This is a genomic window from Mycobacterium sp. (assembly GCF_044223235.1).
GTDB lineage: Bacteria > Actinomycetota > Actinomycetes > Mycobacteriales > Mycobacteriaceae > Mycobacterium.
Window position 1 is genome coordinate 226,455 of the sequence record NZ_JBGAME010000003.1, and the last position, 15,114, is coordinate 241,568.

The window sequence follows — 15,114 nt, forward strand, 5'->3', positions numbered from 1 at the left end:
ATGACCCACCTCCCCCAACCCACCCCGGACACCGCGCAGTGGTGGCGCAGCGCCGTCATCTACCAGGTCTATCTACGCAGCTTCGCCGACGCGAACGGTGACGGCGAGGGCGACCTGCCCGGCCTGCGGTCACGGCTACCGTATCTGGCTGATCTCGGCGTCGACGCGATCTGGATCACGCCCTGGTACCCCTCCCCGATGGCCGACGGCGGCTACGACGTCGCCGACTACCGCGACATCGACCCGCGGTTCGGCGACCTCAGCGACGCCGATGCGCTGCTGGCCGACGCCCATGCGCTCGGCCTGCGGGTGATCATCGACATGGTGGCCAACCACACGTCGGCAGTGCACCCCTGGTTTCGCGCCGCCCTACACAGTGCCGCCGGATCACCGCAGCGGCAGCGCTACTACTTCCGCGACGGCCGCGGCGAAGCCGGTGAGCTGCCGCCCAACGACTGGATCAGTGCATTCGGTGGGCCGGCGTGGACTCGCATCACCGAGCCGGATGGGCAACCCGGCCAATGGTTCCTGCACCTGTTCGCACCGCAACAGCCAGACCTCAACTGGCGCAACCCCGAGGTCCGTGCCGAGTTCGACGACATCCTGCGGTTCTGGCTCGACCGCGGCATCGACGGCATCCGCGTCGACGCCGTCTCGGCGATGGCCAAGGCCGACGGACTGCCCGACGCCGGCCACGCGCCCGGCGCCCGGTTCGAGTCGAGCACGTGGGTCGACAACCCGCACTGGGACGTCGAGGACGTCCACGAAATCCTGCGCGAATGGCGAACGATCGCCGACTGCTACGGACCCGACCGCATGTTCGTCGCCGAGGCCATCGTCAACGGACCCCAGCGCCTGGCCAGATACGTGCGTCCGGACGAACTGCACACCGCGTTCAACTTCGACTACCCCCGCGCCGGTTGGGACGCCGGGCGACTGCGGGCGGCGATCGACGCGACCAGATCCGCGTTCGGTGCGGTCGGGGCGCCGTCGAGCTGGGTGCTCTCCAGCCACGACGAAACCCGCCATGTCACCCGGTTCGGCCGCGCCATCACCAGCACACTGACGATGGGCTTCGACGCCGCGACACCCGCCGACCTGGAGCTGGGCACCCGCAGGGCACGCGCCGCCGCACTGCTCATGCTGGCCCTGCCCGGCAACGCCTACATCTACCAGGGCGACGAACTCGGCCTGCCCGAAGTCACCGACCTGCCCGAAGACGCCCTACAGGACCCCACCTGGGAACGCTCCGGCCGCACCGTGCGCGGCCGCGACGGCTGCCGGGTCCCGTTGCCGTGGAACGACACCCGACCACCATTCGGGTTCACCACCGAGCACGCGCGACCGTGGCTGCCGCAACCCGACGCCTGGGCCTCCTTCACCGTCGCCGCCGAATCCGCCGACCCCGATTCGATGCTCTCGCTCTACCGCGCCGCGCTGCGGCTGCGCCGCCGGCTACCCGATCTGCGCACCGAGCAGTTCCGGTGGCGTCCCGCGCTGCGCAACGTGCTGGCGTTTCAGCGCGGGCCGGCCTTCCGGTGCATCGCCAACCTGTCCGACAAGCCGGTTCCCGTCGGGGCTGGATCCACCGTCCTGATCGCCAGTGACTTGCTCACCGACACCAACGAGATCCCACCCGACGCCACCGCGTGGCTTCTCGCCAACAACCCGCCCACCACGACAATCCGGCGAAACATTTTGCCGGTGAAGGGATTCTGAACGCTCATGGCCACCATCACCTATGACCATGCCACCCGGCTCTTCCCCGGCTCCACCGTCCCGGCCGTCGACAAACTCGACTTACAGATCGGCGACGGCGAATTCCTGGTCCTCGTGGGGCCGTCCGGATGCGGCAAATCCACTTCGCTGCGCATGCTCGCCGGCCTCGACGACGTCGACAGCGGGAACATCATGATCGCAGACCGCAACGTCACCCACACCGCGCCCAAAGACCGCGATATCGCGATGGTCTTTCAAAACTATGCGCTCTACCCACACATGAGCGTCGCCGACAACATGGGCTTCGCCCTCAAGATCAGCGGCCTCAGCAAAGCCGAGATCCGCCGCCGCGTTGCCGAGGCCGCTGAGATCCTCGATCTCACAACCTATCTCGAGCGCAAACCCAAGGCCCTGTCCGGCGGCCAACGCCAACGCGTCGCCATGGGCCGCGCTATTGTCCGCAAACCCCAGGTCTTCCTGATGGACGAGCCGCTGTCCAACCTGGACGCCAAACTTCGGGTCCAGACCCGCACCCAGATCGCGCAGTTGCAGCGCCGTCTGGGCACCACGACGGTCTACGTCACCCACGACCAGGTCGAGGCGATGACCATGGGCGACCGTGTCGCGGTTCTCAAAGGCGGTGTCCTGCAACAATGCGCGCCACCGCGCGAGCTCTACCGCAACCCGGCCAACACCTTTGTCGCCGGGTTCATCGGCTCACCCGCGATGAACTTGTTCACCCTGCCGGTGACCGACGGCGGCGTCCGCCTCGGCGACCAAGCCGTGGCCATCCCACGCAGGCTGCTCGCCGGCGCCGGCCACGAGGTCGTGTTCGGGGTGCGGCCGGAGCATTTCCAGATCGTCGACACCGGCGGCCTGCCCGTGGACGTGGACGTGGTCGAAGAGCTCGGTGCCGAAGCATTCCTGTTCGGACACAGCATAATCAGCGGTCGCCACCACAACATCGTGGTACGCGTCGACTGTGCCAGCCAACCCGAAAAGGGCCAGACCATCGAGGTCCGGGTCGAGCCCTGCAACGCCTACGTCTTCTCCGCCGTGACCGGCGAACGGCTGCCGGCTTAGCTTTGTATCACTTGCCCCAACGCGATCTGCTCAACTGCCCTGAGCATTCCGGGCCTGCCTTTCTCGCTACTGACCGCGACCACCGATCAGTCCGTCACACGCTCTGGTAGCCGGTGCTTTCAGGCACTTCGCCGTCGAACACATCAGGCTTCCACCCCACACGAGTCGCTGGTCAAGCGACCAGTCGGCCAACCGACCCGGCGCCACCACCCACCCAGGGTCGGGGAAAGCCCCCGGCCTGCCACCACCATGTAAGGAGAAAAATCATGCAGGTAACCGATACTCACCGCCTTTGGGGGAGTGCGAAGATGCTCTCGGCAGTGATCGGTGCCGGCGGCATCGTCGCGATGAGCGCACTGACCATGGCCCACTCGGGCAACGACATCGATGCAAGCACAGCAAGCACCAATGGTTGGCCCGCGGCAACGATCACGCGGACGTCGCCGCCGCCGGCACCCGAGACATCCTTCGCAGCCCCGCCGGTCATCGCCGGGCAACCGGGCGCCGCTCCGTGTCCGAAGCGGGGGGTCTACCCGTGCTGACGCAAGTTGCCTGCGGAGATCTTGACCATCGATTCGGCGCGCTAGCCGGCGACCGCGGAACGGGTGGTCACCGCGTAGGCGGTGGTAATCACCGCGGCCCTGCCCAGCTGCTCGCCGCGCAGCACGGACTGGATCCGGGTGGCCGTGGCGTCGATGTCGCGGCGGCGGGCGCGTTTGAGCGCGGCCCGGATCTGGTTGAGCGTCAGCTTCGCCGCCGACGTCGGGTCGGGGCCTTGCCGAGCAGCTCCAGCGTGTCGGCCGCGTCGAGATCGTCGAACGCCTCCAACGCGGCGGGGAAGTATTCGCGCAGCGCGTTCCGCAGCCGCTGGGTGTGGCGGGTTCGTTCCCAGATCAATGTCTTATGCGCTCGCGCAACAACTCTCACCGCCTCCGCCTTGGGGCTGTCGCCGGCCACCAGGCGCAGCTGATGGGCGTCGGTGCGCACCATGTCGGCCAGGATGTGCGCGTCAGCGGCGTCGCTCATGGCGCCGGAGACACTGCTCCGTTCCCGGTAGCGGGCCGCCTGAAACGGGTTCACCGCGTACACCGTGTAGCCGGCCGCGATCAGCGCAGCCACCAGCCTTGACACCGGCTGCGGGCACCACTCCACCGCAGCTGCCCGGGACAGCAGCAAACAAGCTGCTCGTGCACCTAACGTCGCGGTGGCGCCAGCCGGTAGACGGCGTCGGCGTAGTCGTCGGTGATGTAGACCGCCCCGTCGGGTCCGGTGACCGCGGCGACAGGCCGACCCCACCGGGAGCCGTCGTCGGCCTGGAATCCGCCGACGAGCGTCTGCTGATTCCCCAGTGTGCCGTCCTGCCATGCGAAGAACGACACCTCCGGGGCGCGGGGCGGCTGCCGGTTCCACGACCCGTGCACACCGACCAGCGCGCCGCGGCTGTAGGGCTCGGGCAGCCCGCCGTCGACGAAGCTCAGGCCCAGCGGTGCCGAATGCGCGCCGAAGCTCTGCTCGACCGGCGGCAGCGCAGCGCAGTCCATCTTGCCGCCGTCTGGGTTGGTCTGGACGTCAGGGATGAATTGCAGATTCGCTGGTCCACCGTCGGAATTGCAATACGGCCAACCCAATTCGCGACCCGCGGTCACGCGGGCCAGCTGCTCGGGTGGGTGGTCGTCGACGTAGTCCGGGATCACCCGCCCGTAGTCGGGACCCTCGACGGGGTAGGCGACGTTGTCGCGACCGTTTACGGCCGTCCACAGCGAACCGTCCGGCGCGATCGCCAGGCCGGTGCCGTTACGCACGCCGGTGGCGAACGGTTCGGCGGGCCCGCCCCCGGGCGGCACCCGCATGATCGTGGCGCGCGGCGGGTCCGCGTCTCGGTCCCGCTCCGAGATGTTTCCCGTGGAACCGATCGAGAAGAACACCGAACCGTCCGAGCCGAGCGCCACGCTCTTCAACGCGTGCGAGTACGCACCCCGAAGGTCGGGGCTGCGCGCATCGGGAAGGTCCGCCGCGATCGTGCGTCGGTTGGTGGCCCGGCCGTCGGCGTAGCCGTAGGCGTCGACCTGGTCGCTCTCGGCCACGTAGAGTGTGTCCCCGGCAAACGCCATACCGTGCGGCTGATCCAGACCGCCGACGAGCACCGTTTGCCGGGGCCCGTCGGCGTGCGGCTCCAGCCGCACGATCTGACCCGCCCTGGGCCGCGACACGAGCAGCGCTCCGTCGGGCGTCCACTGTGCCAGCCTGGCGCTGGGCACTCGCGCCCATACGGACAGTGTCCAGCCGGGCGGGACAAGGGCTTGGCGCGGGACATCGAATGGTGCCGCAGAAAGACCGTCGGGAACCGACACGGTGACCGGCTCGAGCGCCGCGGCCGGCGCGGCCGGCGCGGCAGGCGGAGCGGTCGAACCGGGCCGCGGTACCGGCGCCGAGGTGGTCGTCGCGGTGGGTGGCGCCGGACCGGAGGAGCAGGCGCCGAGGGTCAGCGCGACCACGGCCCCCGCGCCAATGTGCTTAAGCCGCAGCCAAACCCGCATGCATCTCCCAGATCAGAATCTCCGCGGGCGCGGTCGCGGTGACTCGCTGGCCGCCAGAGGCGGTGAAGCGGACGGCGTCACCCTCGTGCAGCGTTCCGGCCTCTTCCAGCGTCACCTCCCCGCGTGGAACGAACAGGTGCAGGTACGGCGCCTGCGGCAATTCGACGCTGTCGCCGGCCTGCAGCCGAGCACCGTGCAGGGCGGCGTACTTGTTGCGGATGCTGATGGCGGTGTCGTCGCGGTGTTCGGGCATCCCCGAGGCGATCGTCACCAGTCGGCCGCGCAACAGCTCGTCGTCGATCTCGAGTTGCTGGTAACCCGGTGTGATGCCCGACTCGTCGGGCACCACCCACATTTGCACGAAATGCACCGGCTCGCTGTGGGATTGCCCGCCGGTGAGCCGCCACGAGTCGTTCTTCTCCGAGTGAAGGATGCCCCGGCCCGCCGACATCCGCTGGGCCAGGCCGGGATAGATGACGCCGGAGTGCCCGGTGGAATCCTGATGGACGAGAGATCCCCGCAGCACCCAGGTCACGATCTCCATGTCGCGGTGGGGGTGGGTGTCGAATCCCGTGCCGGGTTTCACGATGTCGTCGTTATTGACGAGCAGAAGCCCGTGGTGGGTGTTGGTCGCGTCGTAATGCTGGCCGAACGAGAACGAGTGCTTGGAGTCCAGCCAGGAGATCCTCGTCTTGGCGCGGTCGTCGGCGCGCCGGATGTCGACCGTCTCGGCAGACTGTGTGGTCACTGTGATCACCCCTTGTTGTGGGCCAGCCTAGGTGGCTTGCGCTGGACACCACAACATGGATGATGTGTCATGTATTCCGTGTGGTTGTCCGGCGAGGAACAGCGGGTCTGGCGTGACTATCTGAAAATGGTGTCGGGCCTGCAGGTCGCGATGCACCGCCAACTGCAGAGGGACTGCGGGTTGTCGCTGAGCGACTATGACGTCCTGGTGGTGCTGTCCGAACGCGGGTCGTTGCGCATGTATCAATTGGGCCAGGAGCTGGCCTGGGAACAGAGCAGGCTGTCCCATCAGCTGCGCCGGATGCGCGAACGCGGCCTGGTGGCGCGGCATGGAAGCGGTGACGACCGCCGCGGCGCCACGGTGGAGCTGACATCCGAGGGCCGTTCGGCGCTGGCGCTGGCGGCCCCTGGGCACGCCGCGCTGGTACACGACGTGGTATTCGACGGGATGGAGCCAGGCAACCTGCGCGCGTTCGGGTCGCTCATCGACACCGTGCTGGACCGCCTCGCCGGGCACCCCGAACTGAAAGGTCCGTGAATTCGGGACGCGTATCGGCGTCTCATGCGCAACATCGACGCGAGACGGTCATGATGATCCAGTGACTGGAACACGCACCGGAAAGGTCTCCATCGTCGGCGTCGGCAGCGTTGGCACCGCCATCGCCTACGCCTGCCTGATCCGCGGATCAGCCGGCTCATTGGCGCTCTTCGACACCAACACACCAAAGGTCCGCGCCGAGGTGCTCGACCTCAACCACGGCAGTCAGTTCGTACCCCATTGCCCGGTCAGCGGCTCGGACGACATCGCCGTGACGGCGGGATCGTCCATCGTGGTCGTGACCGCGGGGGCTAAGCAGGACCCGGGCCAGAGTCGCCTGGAACTCGCGGCGACCAACGTCGCGATGGCTCAGGCGCTCACACCGCAGCTGGTCGAGCACTCACCCGACGCGATCATCGTGTTCGTCACCAACCCTGTTGACCTCATCACCTACGCCGCCGCGCAATCCGTCGACAGCACGGGCGGCCGGATCTTCGGCTCGGGAACGGTGCTGGACTCCAGCCGATTCCGGTATTTGATCGCCGAGCGGGCCGACCTGGCCATCGGCAACGCACACGGGTTCATCGTGGGTGAGCACGGCGATTCGGAGATTCCGCTATGGTCCAGCGTCTCGATCGGTGGGGTGCCCGCCGACGAGTTCCGCCTGGACGGCAAGCTGGTGTTCGACGAGGCCGCCCGTGGGGAGATCGGTGCCAACGTGGTCAACGCGGCCTACGAGATCATCGCGGGTAAGGGCGCGACCAACCTCGCCATCGGGTTGTCCACCGCCCGCATCATCGAGGCCATCCTCGGCGATCAACACCGGGTTCTTCCGGTGTCGACGGTTCAGAAGGGCGCCTTCGACATCAGCGACATCTGCCTGTCGCTGCCGACCGTGGTGTCGGCGGCAGGCGCCGGAGTTGTGCTGGAGATCCCGTTGTCGGTGCAGGAGCTGCTCGGGCTGCAGAACTCGGCCACGACGCTGAAGGAGAACTGGAAGTCGTTGAGCGAGAAGTGAGTCGCCGGCGTCGTCGTCGTGGATTTCTCGCCGGCCGCGGGTGATAATTCGGCCAGGGGCCGAAGATGAAACGCCGTAAACCACGAACCACGAGGACATCATGACCACCGCAATCCGCGCCGACGTCCTGCAGATCGACGTCTCCGACGAAGAACTCGAAGCGGCCGCCGACGAAGTGGCGCTCTCGTACACCTATCAGACCTCGTCGTACAACACCTGCTGCAACTGACCTCGGCACAGCCCCGGGGGCGGTGAGGCTGGTGACGTCGGTGACGTTGACGACGGCGGCGAGCATCGACGAGGTGCTGTCGGCGGATTTCGAGTCGCTTCCCCGCCGGTCATCGGATACCGACCTCGGAGCCAAACGCCTTGCCGCGTGGTGTAAGTCGGCGGCCGGTGGTGACTGGTCGCTGTTCGGGCTGCGACTGGCCCGCGACGCGATCACCATCGACTGGGCGTGGGCGCGGTTGTCCGCCGCCCGCCGTAGGGCCGACGCCGCGGAGCCCCAGTGGGCCCACGACAGCGCCTGGATCGCGGCGGCGCTGGACGGGCGGTGCGACGTGGTGCCCGACGAGCCGCGCCATCCGTTCGACGACCTGATGTTGCCGGTGGTCCGCGAGGCCGAGACGCGCCTGTGGTCGGGCCTCGGGTCGGGGGGCGGTGGGGCATCCGACCTCCGGCTGACGCCCGCCGCCCGCGGCAGCCTGCGACAGATGTTGACCCGGCATCTCAGCGAGTTGCTCGCACCCGCACTGTATCCGGGTCTCGCCGCTGCCCCGGACTACGGGCAGTTCATCGATGCGATGAGATCTACTGGGCTGCGACACTTTTTCAAGGAGTACCCGGTGGCCCTGCGGCTGGTCGCCGTGGTCACCCGGCAGTGGCTCGACACGTCGCGGGAGTTCGTCACACGGCTGGACGCCGATCTCCCGGCGCTGCGCGCACAACTGCTCGGCGGCCACGCCGACAGTCGGGTGACCCGCATCCGTGACGGCCTGTCCGACCCACACCATGGTGGCAGGTCGGTGCTCGACGTGGAGTTCGACTGCGGGCAGCGGCTCTTGTACAAACCCAAGGATCTGCGCGTCGACGCGGCCTGGGAGGTGATGGTCGACCGGCTCAACGCCGACGCCCCGGTCCGGCTCCTCGCGGCGCGGACCGTCGCGCGGGATGGCTACGGATGGACGGAGTTCATCGAACACACCGGATGTGGCGATCAATCCGGCATCTCGAGATACTTCCAGCGCGCGGGTGCCCTGTTGGCACTTTTGCACGGCTTCGCCGCCGCCGACATCCATCAGGAGAACCTGATCGCGCACGGGGAGCACCCGGTGCCGGTGGATCTGGAAACTGTTCTCCAGCCGGAAATCGGCGACGACGGCGTGCCGCCCGAGTCGCTGGCCCATCATGCGGCGCGGGCAATGATCACCGACTCCGTGCTGGCCGTAGGTCTGTTACCTGGGCACGGCCGCGGTGTCGGGAATCGGGTGCACGCCGTCGGGGGTATCGCACCGGACTGGACCGGCGGGCCGGCGTTGACGTGGGAAGGCGTCAACACCGATGCGATGAGGCCGGTGATCGCCGAGGCAGCAAGGACACCCACCACCAACCTGCCGCACATCGGGGGCGGGTATGCCGGCCTGGCAGATAACCTGGAGGACTTCCTGCACGGCTATCGGCGCTACGCCGAGTATCTGTCGACGCAAAACGCCGACCGGTTGTTGGCCGACTTCGCCGGGCTACCTGTCCGAAAAGTGTTGCGGCCCACGCAGTTCTATGCCCTACTGCTGCGTCGACTGAAGAGCCCGCGTACCTTCGGCGACGCCGTGCTGTGGTCGGTGCAGGCGGATTTCCTTACCCGCCTGTCGAATTGGGATGACACCGATCCGCTGTGGGAACTGCAGCGGGCCGAGCGCGCGGCGCTGCTCGACCTCACGGTGCCGCGCTTCGTGATGCGCAGCGACGGCACCGAGATCAGTGACGGGTCCGGGTGCCGGGTCGCGACGACAATGACGACGGGGGTGGGTCGTGCGCGGGCGCGGCTGCGCGGGCTGGGACCGGACGAGATCGCCTGGCAATGCGAACTCATCGGGCAGTCGACCATTTTCGCCGATGTGTCGTACCGCGGCACGGATGATCGCCCGCTGGCCGCGGGTACGCAGTCCGACGCATCGACCGCTGAGCTCGCCGCCGTCCGGGCCGACGCCATCGCGAGCGAGATTGCCGGGCATGCCATCCGCGGTGGCGCGGGAGCCGCCTGGATCGGGTCGGCGTGGTTCGCCGACGCCGATGTTGCTCAGCTGGCCGTGATGGGTGACGACCTCTACAACGGGACGGCGGGGGTCGCGGTGTTCCTTGCGGCGCACGCGCGGACGACTGGGTCACGGGCGTCGGCCGACCTCGCGCTCGCGGCGGTCGCGCATCTGCGGGCGCGGTTGGGCAATCGCCACCCGGCGCACCTGGCCCGGGTGCTCGGAATCGGCGGCGCCGTCGGCCTCGGCTCCTTCGTGTACGGGCTGACGGTGATGTCGACGCTCCTCGGCGATCCCTCTTTGCGTGTCGACGCCCGGCGCGCGGCGGCCCTGATTACCGACGATCTGGTCGCCGCGGATCGGCGCCTTGACGTGATCGGGGGGAGTGCGGGGGCTATCCTGTGCCTGCTGCGGCTGCATCGTGACACCGGCGCGGAGGAGGATCTGGCCGTCGCCGTGCGCTGTGGTGAGCACCTGCTCGCCACCGGGCGGGTCGGCCCGCCGGGACGGCGGAGCTGGCCGGGCAACGGAAGGCCGGCGGTGGCGTTGACCGGGATATCGCACGGCGCAGCCGGATTCGCCTATGCGCTGGCAGCACTGGCGGCGGCGAGTGGACGTGCGGAGTTCGCCGACGCGGCCCGCGAATGTGTGGAGTTCGAACGCCTGGACTACGACGCGGCACGCGGTGACTGGCGCGACCGGCGGCAGGCGGGGGCACACCGTCGCTCCCAATGGTGTCATGGTGCGGTGGGCATCGGGCTGGCGCGCCTCGCCATGGGCCGACATCAGCTATCCGTGGGTGAGGTGAGCGCCGACGTCGACCGTGCGGTCGCGGTCGCGATGCGGTCCTGGCCGGGACACGTCGACACCCTGTGCTGCGGAACCCTGGGAAACATCGAGCTGTTACGGGAGGCGGCGGCGCTGGAGCGCCCAGAACTCGGCGTGAGCGCGTCGGAGCGACTGCGCGCCGTGCTCGACCATGAGCGCACCGTGGGGGACGTCCGATGGAATGCCGGCGCCCGCAGATTCAACCTGGGGCTGTTCCGCGGCCTGGCCGGCGTCGGGTACACCTGCCTGCGGGAGATCGACCGGTCGCTGCCGAACGTGTTGATCTGGCAGTAGCGCCGCTATAGGACGTCGGGCAGGCCGAACTTTGCGAACAACGAGCCGTCGAGGAATGCCACCACACGGGACACCTCGCCGCCCGGCCGGACGTCGAGGACGTGGAGCTGGAACGCCACGTGCCGGTCGCCCTGGCGCATGTACATGGCGGCCGCCGGCTGGCCGTTGGCCAGCAGCGGCACCATTCGCATATCCCCGGCCCGCTCGGCGGGGCAGTTGTGGTGGATGAGCGCAGCGATCGCCGCCCCGCCCTGATACCACCCGGTGAACGGAGGCATCTCCCAGATGGCGTCGGCGGTGAACATCTCGACGAGGGCGTCGATGTCATAGGACTCGAACGCCGCCATGTACCTATCCAGCAGGTTTTTGGCGTCCGGTGAGTCGGGTGCGGCCAGGGTGTCGTCCTCGGTGGGGCCGATGGCATCGAGTTGCGCCCTGGCACGTTGCAGCAGGCTGTTCACCGCGGCGGTGGATGCCCCGATCGCCTCGCCGACCTCGGCGGCCTTCCACTGCAGCACCTCGCGCAACACCAGCACCGCCCGCTGCCGGGGCGGCAGATGCTGTAGCGCCGCGACCAACGCCAGCCGCACGGACTCGCGGGAGCCGACGATCACCGACGGGTCGGCGGAATCGTCGTGCTGGCTGGGAATCGGCTCGAGCCAGGGCACCTCCGCGCTTTGCGCCAGCTCACCGGTCGGGTCCGAACTCGGCGCGCCGAGGCCGGTGGGCAGCGGCCTGCGCTGCCTGCCCTCCAGCGCGGTCAGGCAGGTGTTGGTGGCGATGCGGTATAGCCACGTCCGCACCGAGGACTTGCCCTGGAAACCCTTGTACGACTTCCACGCTCGCAAATAGGTTTCCTGGACGAGGTCTTCCGCATCGTGCAGCGACCCGGTCATCCGGTAACAGTGCGCAAGCAACTCGCGCCGGTACTGTTGGGCATCGGCCAGGAACGCGTCTTCATCGCTGCCGTCGTCGAGCGATCGGGCTAAGACGGTCACGTTTCGAGCTTACGCATGCGGGCCTACAAACCCGCCGCCCCGCGGTCCGGATCGCCCGTTAGTCTCCCCTGATGGCCAGTACCCGCAGCGAGCGAAGCTTCGAAGGCGTCGGCGGTGTGCGCATCGTCTACGACGTGTGGATCCCCGCAGGGAGCGAAGCGACCGCGGCATCAGACCAAGCAGGGAGCGAAGCGACCGCGGCATCAGACCAAGCAGGGAGCGAAGCGACCGCGGAATCAGACCAAGCAGGGAGCGAAGCGACCGCGGGAAGCGTCCGCGGTGTGGTCGTGCTGTCCCACGGCCTCGGTGAGCACGCCCGACGCTACGACCACGTGGCTCACCGGTTCGGCGATGCCGGGCTGACCGTCTACGCCCTCGACCACCGCGGTCACGGGCGCTCAGGCGGACAGCGGGTGTACCTGCGGGAGATGTCTGAGTACGTCGGCGACTTCGACATGCTCGTGCGCATCGCCGCCGAGGAAAACCCCGACGCGCCCCTCATCGTGCTGGGCCACAGCATGGGCGGCGCCATCGTGTTCACCTATGGCGTCGAGCACCCCGACGATTACGCCGCGATGGTGCTGTCGGGACCCGCAGTCAACGCCCAGACCGCACTGCCCGCCGCCAAGGTCGCGCTGGCCAAGGTCCTCGGCCGGGTGGCGCCGGGCCTGCCCGTCGAGCAGCTCGACTCCAGCGCGGTCTCCCGGGATCCGCAGGTGGTCGCCGCTTACAACGCCGACCCGCTGGTGCACCACGGCAAGATCCCCGCTGGCATCGCGCGGGCGCTGATCGAGGTCGGCGAGACGATGCCGCAGCGGGCCTCGGCGCTGACCGCGCCGCTGCTGGTGATTCACGGTGAGCACGACAAGCTGGTGCCCGCGCAGGGGAGCGAGCATCTCGTCGAATGCGTCGGGTCCGCCGATGTCCACCTCAAGGTGTATCCGGAGCTGTACCACGAGGTGTTCAACGAGCCCGAACAGGCCGTGGTCCTCGACGATGTCACGTCGTGGATCGAGGTCCGGTTGTGAAACGGCTCCGCCGAGCCGTCATCGGCGTGCTTGCGGTGACGGTCATGCTGATCGTCTCGGCCTGCTCGTCGGGCGGCGACGGGCAGCAGGCCGGCTGGGTGGAGGACGAGGTCAGCTTTGTCGCCGACGGCCTGACCATCCACGGGACTTACCGCCACCAGCCCGACGCGACGGGACCCGCCGCCCTGCTCATCTCCGAGAGCGGACCCACCGACCGCAACGGCGACAACGCGATCGTGGGGCCGATCGGCAACATGCGCCAGTTGGCCGAACTGCTCTCCGACAATGGGCTGGCGAGCCTGCGCTACGACAAGGTCGGCACCGGCAAGACCGGACTCGGACCGTACGAAGAACACAAGGCCGATGTCGGCAGCGCGGTGTACACCACGGGCGCCGCCGCCGCGCTGCGCTTCCTTGCCGACCAGCCCGGCACCGACAAGGACCGCCTCTCGGTGTACGCGATCGGGGAGGGCACCGTGCACGCGTTGTCGCTGGCGGTCGGGGTGGTGTCCGAGGTTCCGAAGGTCCACTCGCTCGGCCTGTTTCAGCCGCTGGCGGGCCGCTACCTGGACATCATCACCGGCAGGGTGCGCAAAGACGCCGACGCGGCGGTCAGCGCGGGCGCCAAAACTCGGCAGGAGGCCGACACGGTGGTCGTGACGTGGACCGCCGCCGTCGAGGAGGCCCGCACGAAGGGCACCGTGCCCGACAAGTTGCCGGACGGCCTCAGCGCGCTGTTGAGTCCGGCGAACCTCAAGGCCGTCCTCGACGCGGACGCGATCGACCCAATCGCTCTGGCGGCTCGGGTCCCCGCGGGCACGCCGGTGCTGTTGACCTGTTCGGACTCCGACATCCAGGCGGACTGCGCGTCGGTGCGGCCGCTGATCGACGCGTTGCAGCACACCGATCTGACGGTGGTCGAGCTGAAGGGGGTCAATCACGTCCTGCGTGACGATCCGAGCGACAACGTCGCCGCCTACGTCAGCAAGGATCCGCTGTCCGAGCAACTGACCAATGCCGTGGACGCGTTCACCGCCAAGTGACGGTTAGGCTCGCAGACATGACGAAGACTGTGGTGGCCGAGGGGTATGGCGGGCCGGAAGTGCTTGCGGTGGAAGACATCGCGTTACCCCGGCCGGGTCAGGGCCAGGTGGTGATCGAGGTCAGGGCGGCGGGCACCAACCCGTTCGACTACAAGCGCTACAGCGGCCAGATGGGCAACGACCCCGCGGATCTGCCGGTGCGGCTGGGTCTGGAGGTCTCCGGGGTGGTGGCCGAAGCGGCGCCCGGGGTCAGCGGGTTCACCGGGCCGCTGCGCGCCGGGGACGAGGTCGTCGCCGCACCCATCAGCGGCGGCTATGCCGAGCAAGTGGTCGCCGACGCCGCCGACGTCGGACACAAACCGGCCTCGATCAGCTTCGAGCAGGCCGCGGGATTGCTGCTCGCCGGTGGTACGGCGTGGCACCTGCTGGTCCACACCCGCGTCGGCGCCGGCGACACCGTGCTGATCCACGGTGCTTCCGGCGGTGTCGGGCTGTTGGCGGTCCAGCTGGCCGTCGCCCGCGGTGCCACCGTCATCGCCACCGCCAGCCAAGCCCGCCACGACCAGTTGCACCGGTACGGGGCGATCCCGGTGGTGTACGGCGACGGGTTGGCCGATCGGGTCCGCGCGATCGGGACGGTGGATGCCGCCCTGGATCTGGTGGGTACCGACGAGGCGTTGGAGACCTCGGCGGAGTTGGTGCCGGATGTGGCACGGATCGCGACGATCAACGGGTTTGCCCGCGCACCCGAGCTGGGAATTGCCGTCCTCACCGGTGCCGACGGCGGAGACGAGATTCGCGCCGCAGCGCGACCCGAACTCCTCGCGCTGGCGGCGAGCGGGAAGCTCGAGGTCACGGTCGATCGAGCATTCCCGCTGGAGGAGGCGCCCGAGGCGCACCGGTATCTGCTGACCGGCCACGCGCGCGGAAAAGTCGTACTCCTGCCCTAACCTGGCGGCCATGACGACAACTCTGACGCGAAGCGGGATCGCGCATGACGACAAGCGAGAAGCGGAGCGGGATCGCGCA

The 15,114-nt window shown here is 68.6% G+C and carries 14 protein-coding genes; 9 read left to right on the forward strand and 5 right to left on the reverse strand.

Annotated features, from left to right (window positions below; translation table 11 throughout):
• Together ADBZ6K_RS06865 and ADBZ6K_RS06870 are read left to right on the forward strand one after the other, a co-directional pair.
• Positions 1–1,719 (forward strand): glycoside hydrolase family 13 protein, encoded by a 1,719-nt coding sequence (locus ADBZ6K_RS06865; RefSeq protein ID WP_526345125.1) that lies wholly within the window; start codon positions 1–3, stop codon positions 1,717–1,719.
• Between the two features lie 6 nt (positions 1,720–1,725).
• Positions 1,726–2,802 carry an ABC transporter ATP-binding protein gene (locus ADBZ6K_RS06870; protein WP_526345126.1) on the forward strand — a complete coding sequence of 359 codons (1,077 nt, stop codon included), beginning with the start codon at positions 1,726–1,728 and terminating at the stop codon, positions 2,800–2,802.
• A gap of 283 nt (positions 2,803–3,085) precedes the next feature.
• Here the strand turns inward: ADBZ6K_RS06870 and ADBZ6K_RS06875 are convergent, their stop codons facing one another.
• From ADBZ6K_RS06875 to ADBZ6K_RS06890, 4 genes are all read right to left on the reverse strand, one after another.
• On the reverse strand, positions 3,086–3,289 hold the full coding sequence (locus ADBZ6K_RS06875; protein ID WP_526345127.1) for a hypothetical protein: 204 nt from the start codon (positions 3,287–3,289) through the stop codon (positions 3,086–3,088).
• Positions 3,290–3,546: 257 nt separating this feature from the next.
• Positions 3,547–3,978: an IS110 family transposase gene (locus ADBZ6K_RS06880; protein WP_526345128.1), complete on the reverse strand. Its 432-nt coding sequence runs from the start codon at positions 3,976–3,978 to the stop codon at positions 3,547–3,549.
• Between the two features lie 17 nt (positions 3,979–3,995).
• On the reverse strand, positions 3,996–5,339 hold the full coding sequence (locus tag ADBZ6K_RS06885) for a PQQ-dependent sugar dehydrogenase (RefSeq protein ID WP_526345129.1): 1,344 nt from the start codon (positions 5,337–5,339) through the stop codon (positions 3,996–3,998).
• Positions 5,317–6,087, reverse strand: a complete 771-nt coding sequence (locus ADBZ6K_RS06890; RefSeq protein ID WP_526345130.1) for a pirin family protein — start codon at positions 6,085–6,087, stop codon at positions 5,317–5,319. The genes ADBZ6K_RS06885 and ADBZ6K_RS06890 overlap by 23 nt, the downstream gene beginning before the upstream one ends.
• Before the next feature lie 69 nt (positions 6,088–6,156).
• On the opposite strand from ADBZ6K_RS06890, the gene ADBZ6K_RS06895 reads away from it, so the two are divergent.
• From ADBZ6K_RS06895 to ADBZ6K_RS06910, 4 genes are all read left to right on the forward strand, one after another.
• A complete protein-coding gene (locus tag ADBZ6K_RS06895; RefSeq protein WP_526345131.1) occupies positions 6,157–6,624 on the forward strand; it encodes a MarR family winged helix-turn-helix transcriptional regulator in 468 nt (155 codons plus the stop codon).
• A 61-nt stretch (positions 6,625–6,685) separates the two neighbouring features.
• The gene (locus ADBZ6K_RS06900; RefSeq protein ID WP_526345132.1) at positions 6,686–7,642 is read left to right on the forward strand and encodes an L-lactate dehydrogenase; all 957 of its coding nucleotides are present in this window, start codon (positions 6,686–6,688) and stop codon (positions 7,640–7,642) included.
• A 100-nt stretch (positions 7,643–7,742) separates the two neighbouring features.
• Complete coding sequence (locus tag ADBZ6K_RS06905) at positions 7,743–7,871, forward strand: hypothetical protein (RefSeq protein ID WP_526345133.1); 129 nt, start codon at positions 7,743–7,745, stop codon at positions 7,869–7,871.
• A 31-nt stretch (positions 7,872–7,902) separates the two neighbouring features.
• Positions 7,903–11,016, forward strand: coding sequence for a type 2 lanthipeptide synthetase LanM family protein (locus tag ADBZ6K_RS06910; protein WP_526345134.1), 3,114 nt, complete (start codon positions 7,903–7,905; stop codon positions 11,014–11,016).
• A gap of 5 nt (positions 11,017–11,021) precedes the next feature.
• Here the strand turns inward: ADBZ6K_RS06910 and ADBZ6K_RS06915 are convergent, their stop codons facing one another.
• Positions 11,022–12,014 (reverse strand): RNA polymerase subunit sigma-70, encoded by a 993-nt coding sequence (locus ADBZ6K_RS06915; RefSeq protein ID WP_526345135.1) that lies wholly within the window; start codon positions 12,012–12,014, stop codon positions 11,022–11,024.
• 71 nt (positions 12,015–12,085) lie between these two features.
• Here ADBZ6K_RS06915 and ADBZ6K_RS06920 point away from each other — a divergent pair, with 71 nt between their 5' ends.
• The 3 genes from ADBZ6K_RS06920 to ADBZ6K_RS06930 are packed head-to-tail and all read left to right on the forward strand — an operon-like array spanning position 12,086 to position 15,035.
• On the forward strand, positions 12,086–13,042 hold the full coding sequence (locus ADBZ6K_RS06920) for an alpha/beta hydrolase (RefSeq protein WP_526345136.1): 957 nt from the start codon (positions 12,086–12,088) through the stop codon (positions 13,040–13,042).
• Between the two features lie 44 nt (positions 13,043–13,086).
• Positions 13,087–14,085 carry an alpha/beta hydrolase family protein gene (locus ADBZ6K_RS06925; protein ID WP_526345277.1) on the forward strand — a complete coding sequence of 333 codons (999 nt, stop codon included), beginning with the start codon at positions 13,087–13,089 and terminating at the stop codon, positions 14,083–14,085.
• Positions 14,086–14,102: 17 nt separating this feature from the next.
• Positions 14,103–15,035: an NADP-dependent oxidoreductase gene (locus ADBZ6K_RS06930; protein WP_526345137.1), complete on the forward strand. Its 933-nt coding sequence runs from the start codon at positions 14,103–14,105 to the stop codon at positions 15,033–15,035.
• Positions 15,036–15,114: the final 79 nt, after the last annotated feature.

Coding starts and splice junctions, on each gene's coding strand:
- ADBZ6K_RS06865 (WP_526345125.1), top strand. CDS start 1: ATGACCCACCTCCCCCAACCCACCCCGGACACCGCGCAGTGGTGGCGC.
- ADBZ6K_RS06870 (WP_526345126.1), top strand. CDS start 1,726: ATGGCCACCATCACCTATGACCATGCCACCCGGCTCTTCCCCGGCTCC.
- ADBZ6K_RS06875 (WP_526345127.1), bottom strand. CDS start 3,289: ATGACCGGCGGGGCTGCGAAGGATGTCTCGGGTGCCGGCGGCGGCGAC.
- ADBZ6K_RS06885 (WP_526345129.1), bottom strand. CDS start 5,339: ATGCGGGTTTGGCTGCGGCTTAAGCACATTGGCGCGGGGGCCGTGGTC.
- ADBZ6K_RS06895 (WP_526345131.1), top strand. CDS start 6,157: ATGTATTCCGTGTGGTTGTCCGGCGAGGAACAGCGGGTCTGGCGTGAC.
- ADBZ6K_RS06905 (WP_526345133.1), top strand. CDS start 7,743: ATGACCACCGCAATCCGCGCCGACGTCCTGCAGATCGACGTCTCCGAC.
- ADBZ6K_RS06920 (WP_526345136.1), top strand. CDS start 12,086: ATGGCCAGTACCCGCAGCGAGCGAAGCTTCGAAGGCGTCGGCGGTGTG.
- ADBZ6K_RS06925 (WP_526345277.1), top strand. CDS start 13,087: ATGCTGATCGTCTCGGCCTGCTCGTCGGGCGGCGACGGGCAGCAGGCC.
- ADBZ6K_RS06930 (WP_526345137.1), top strand. CDS start 14,103: ATGACGAAGACTGTGGTGGCCGAGGGGTATGGCGGGCCGGAAGTGCTT.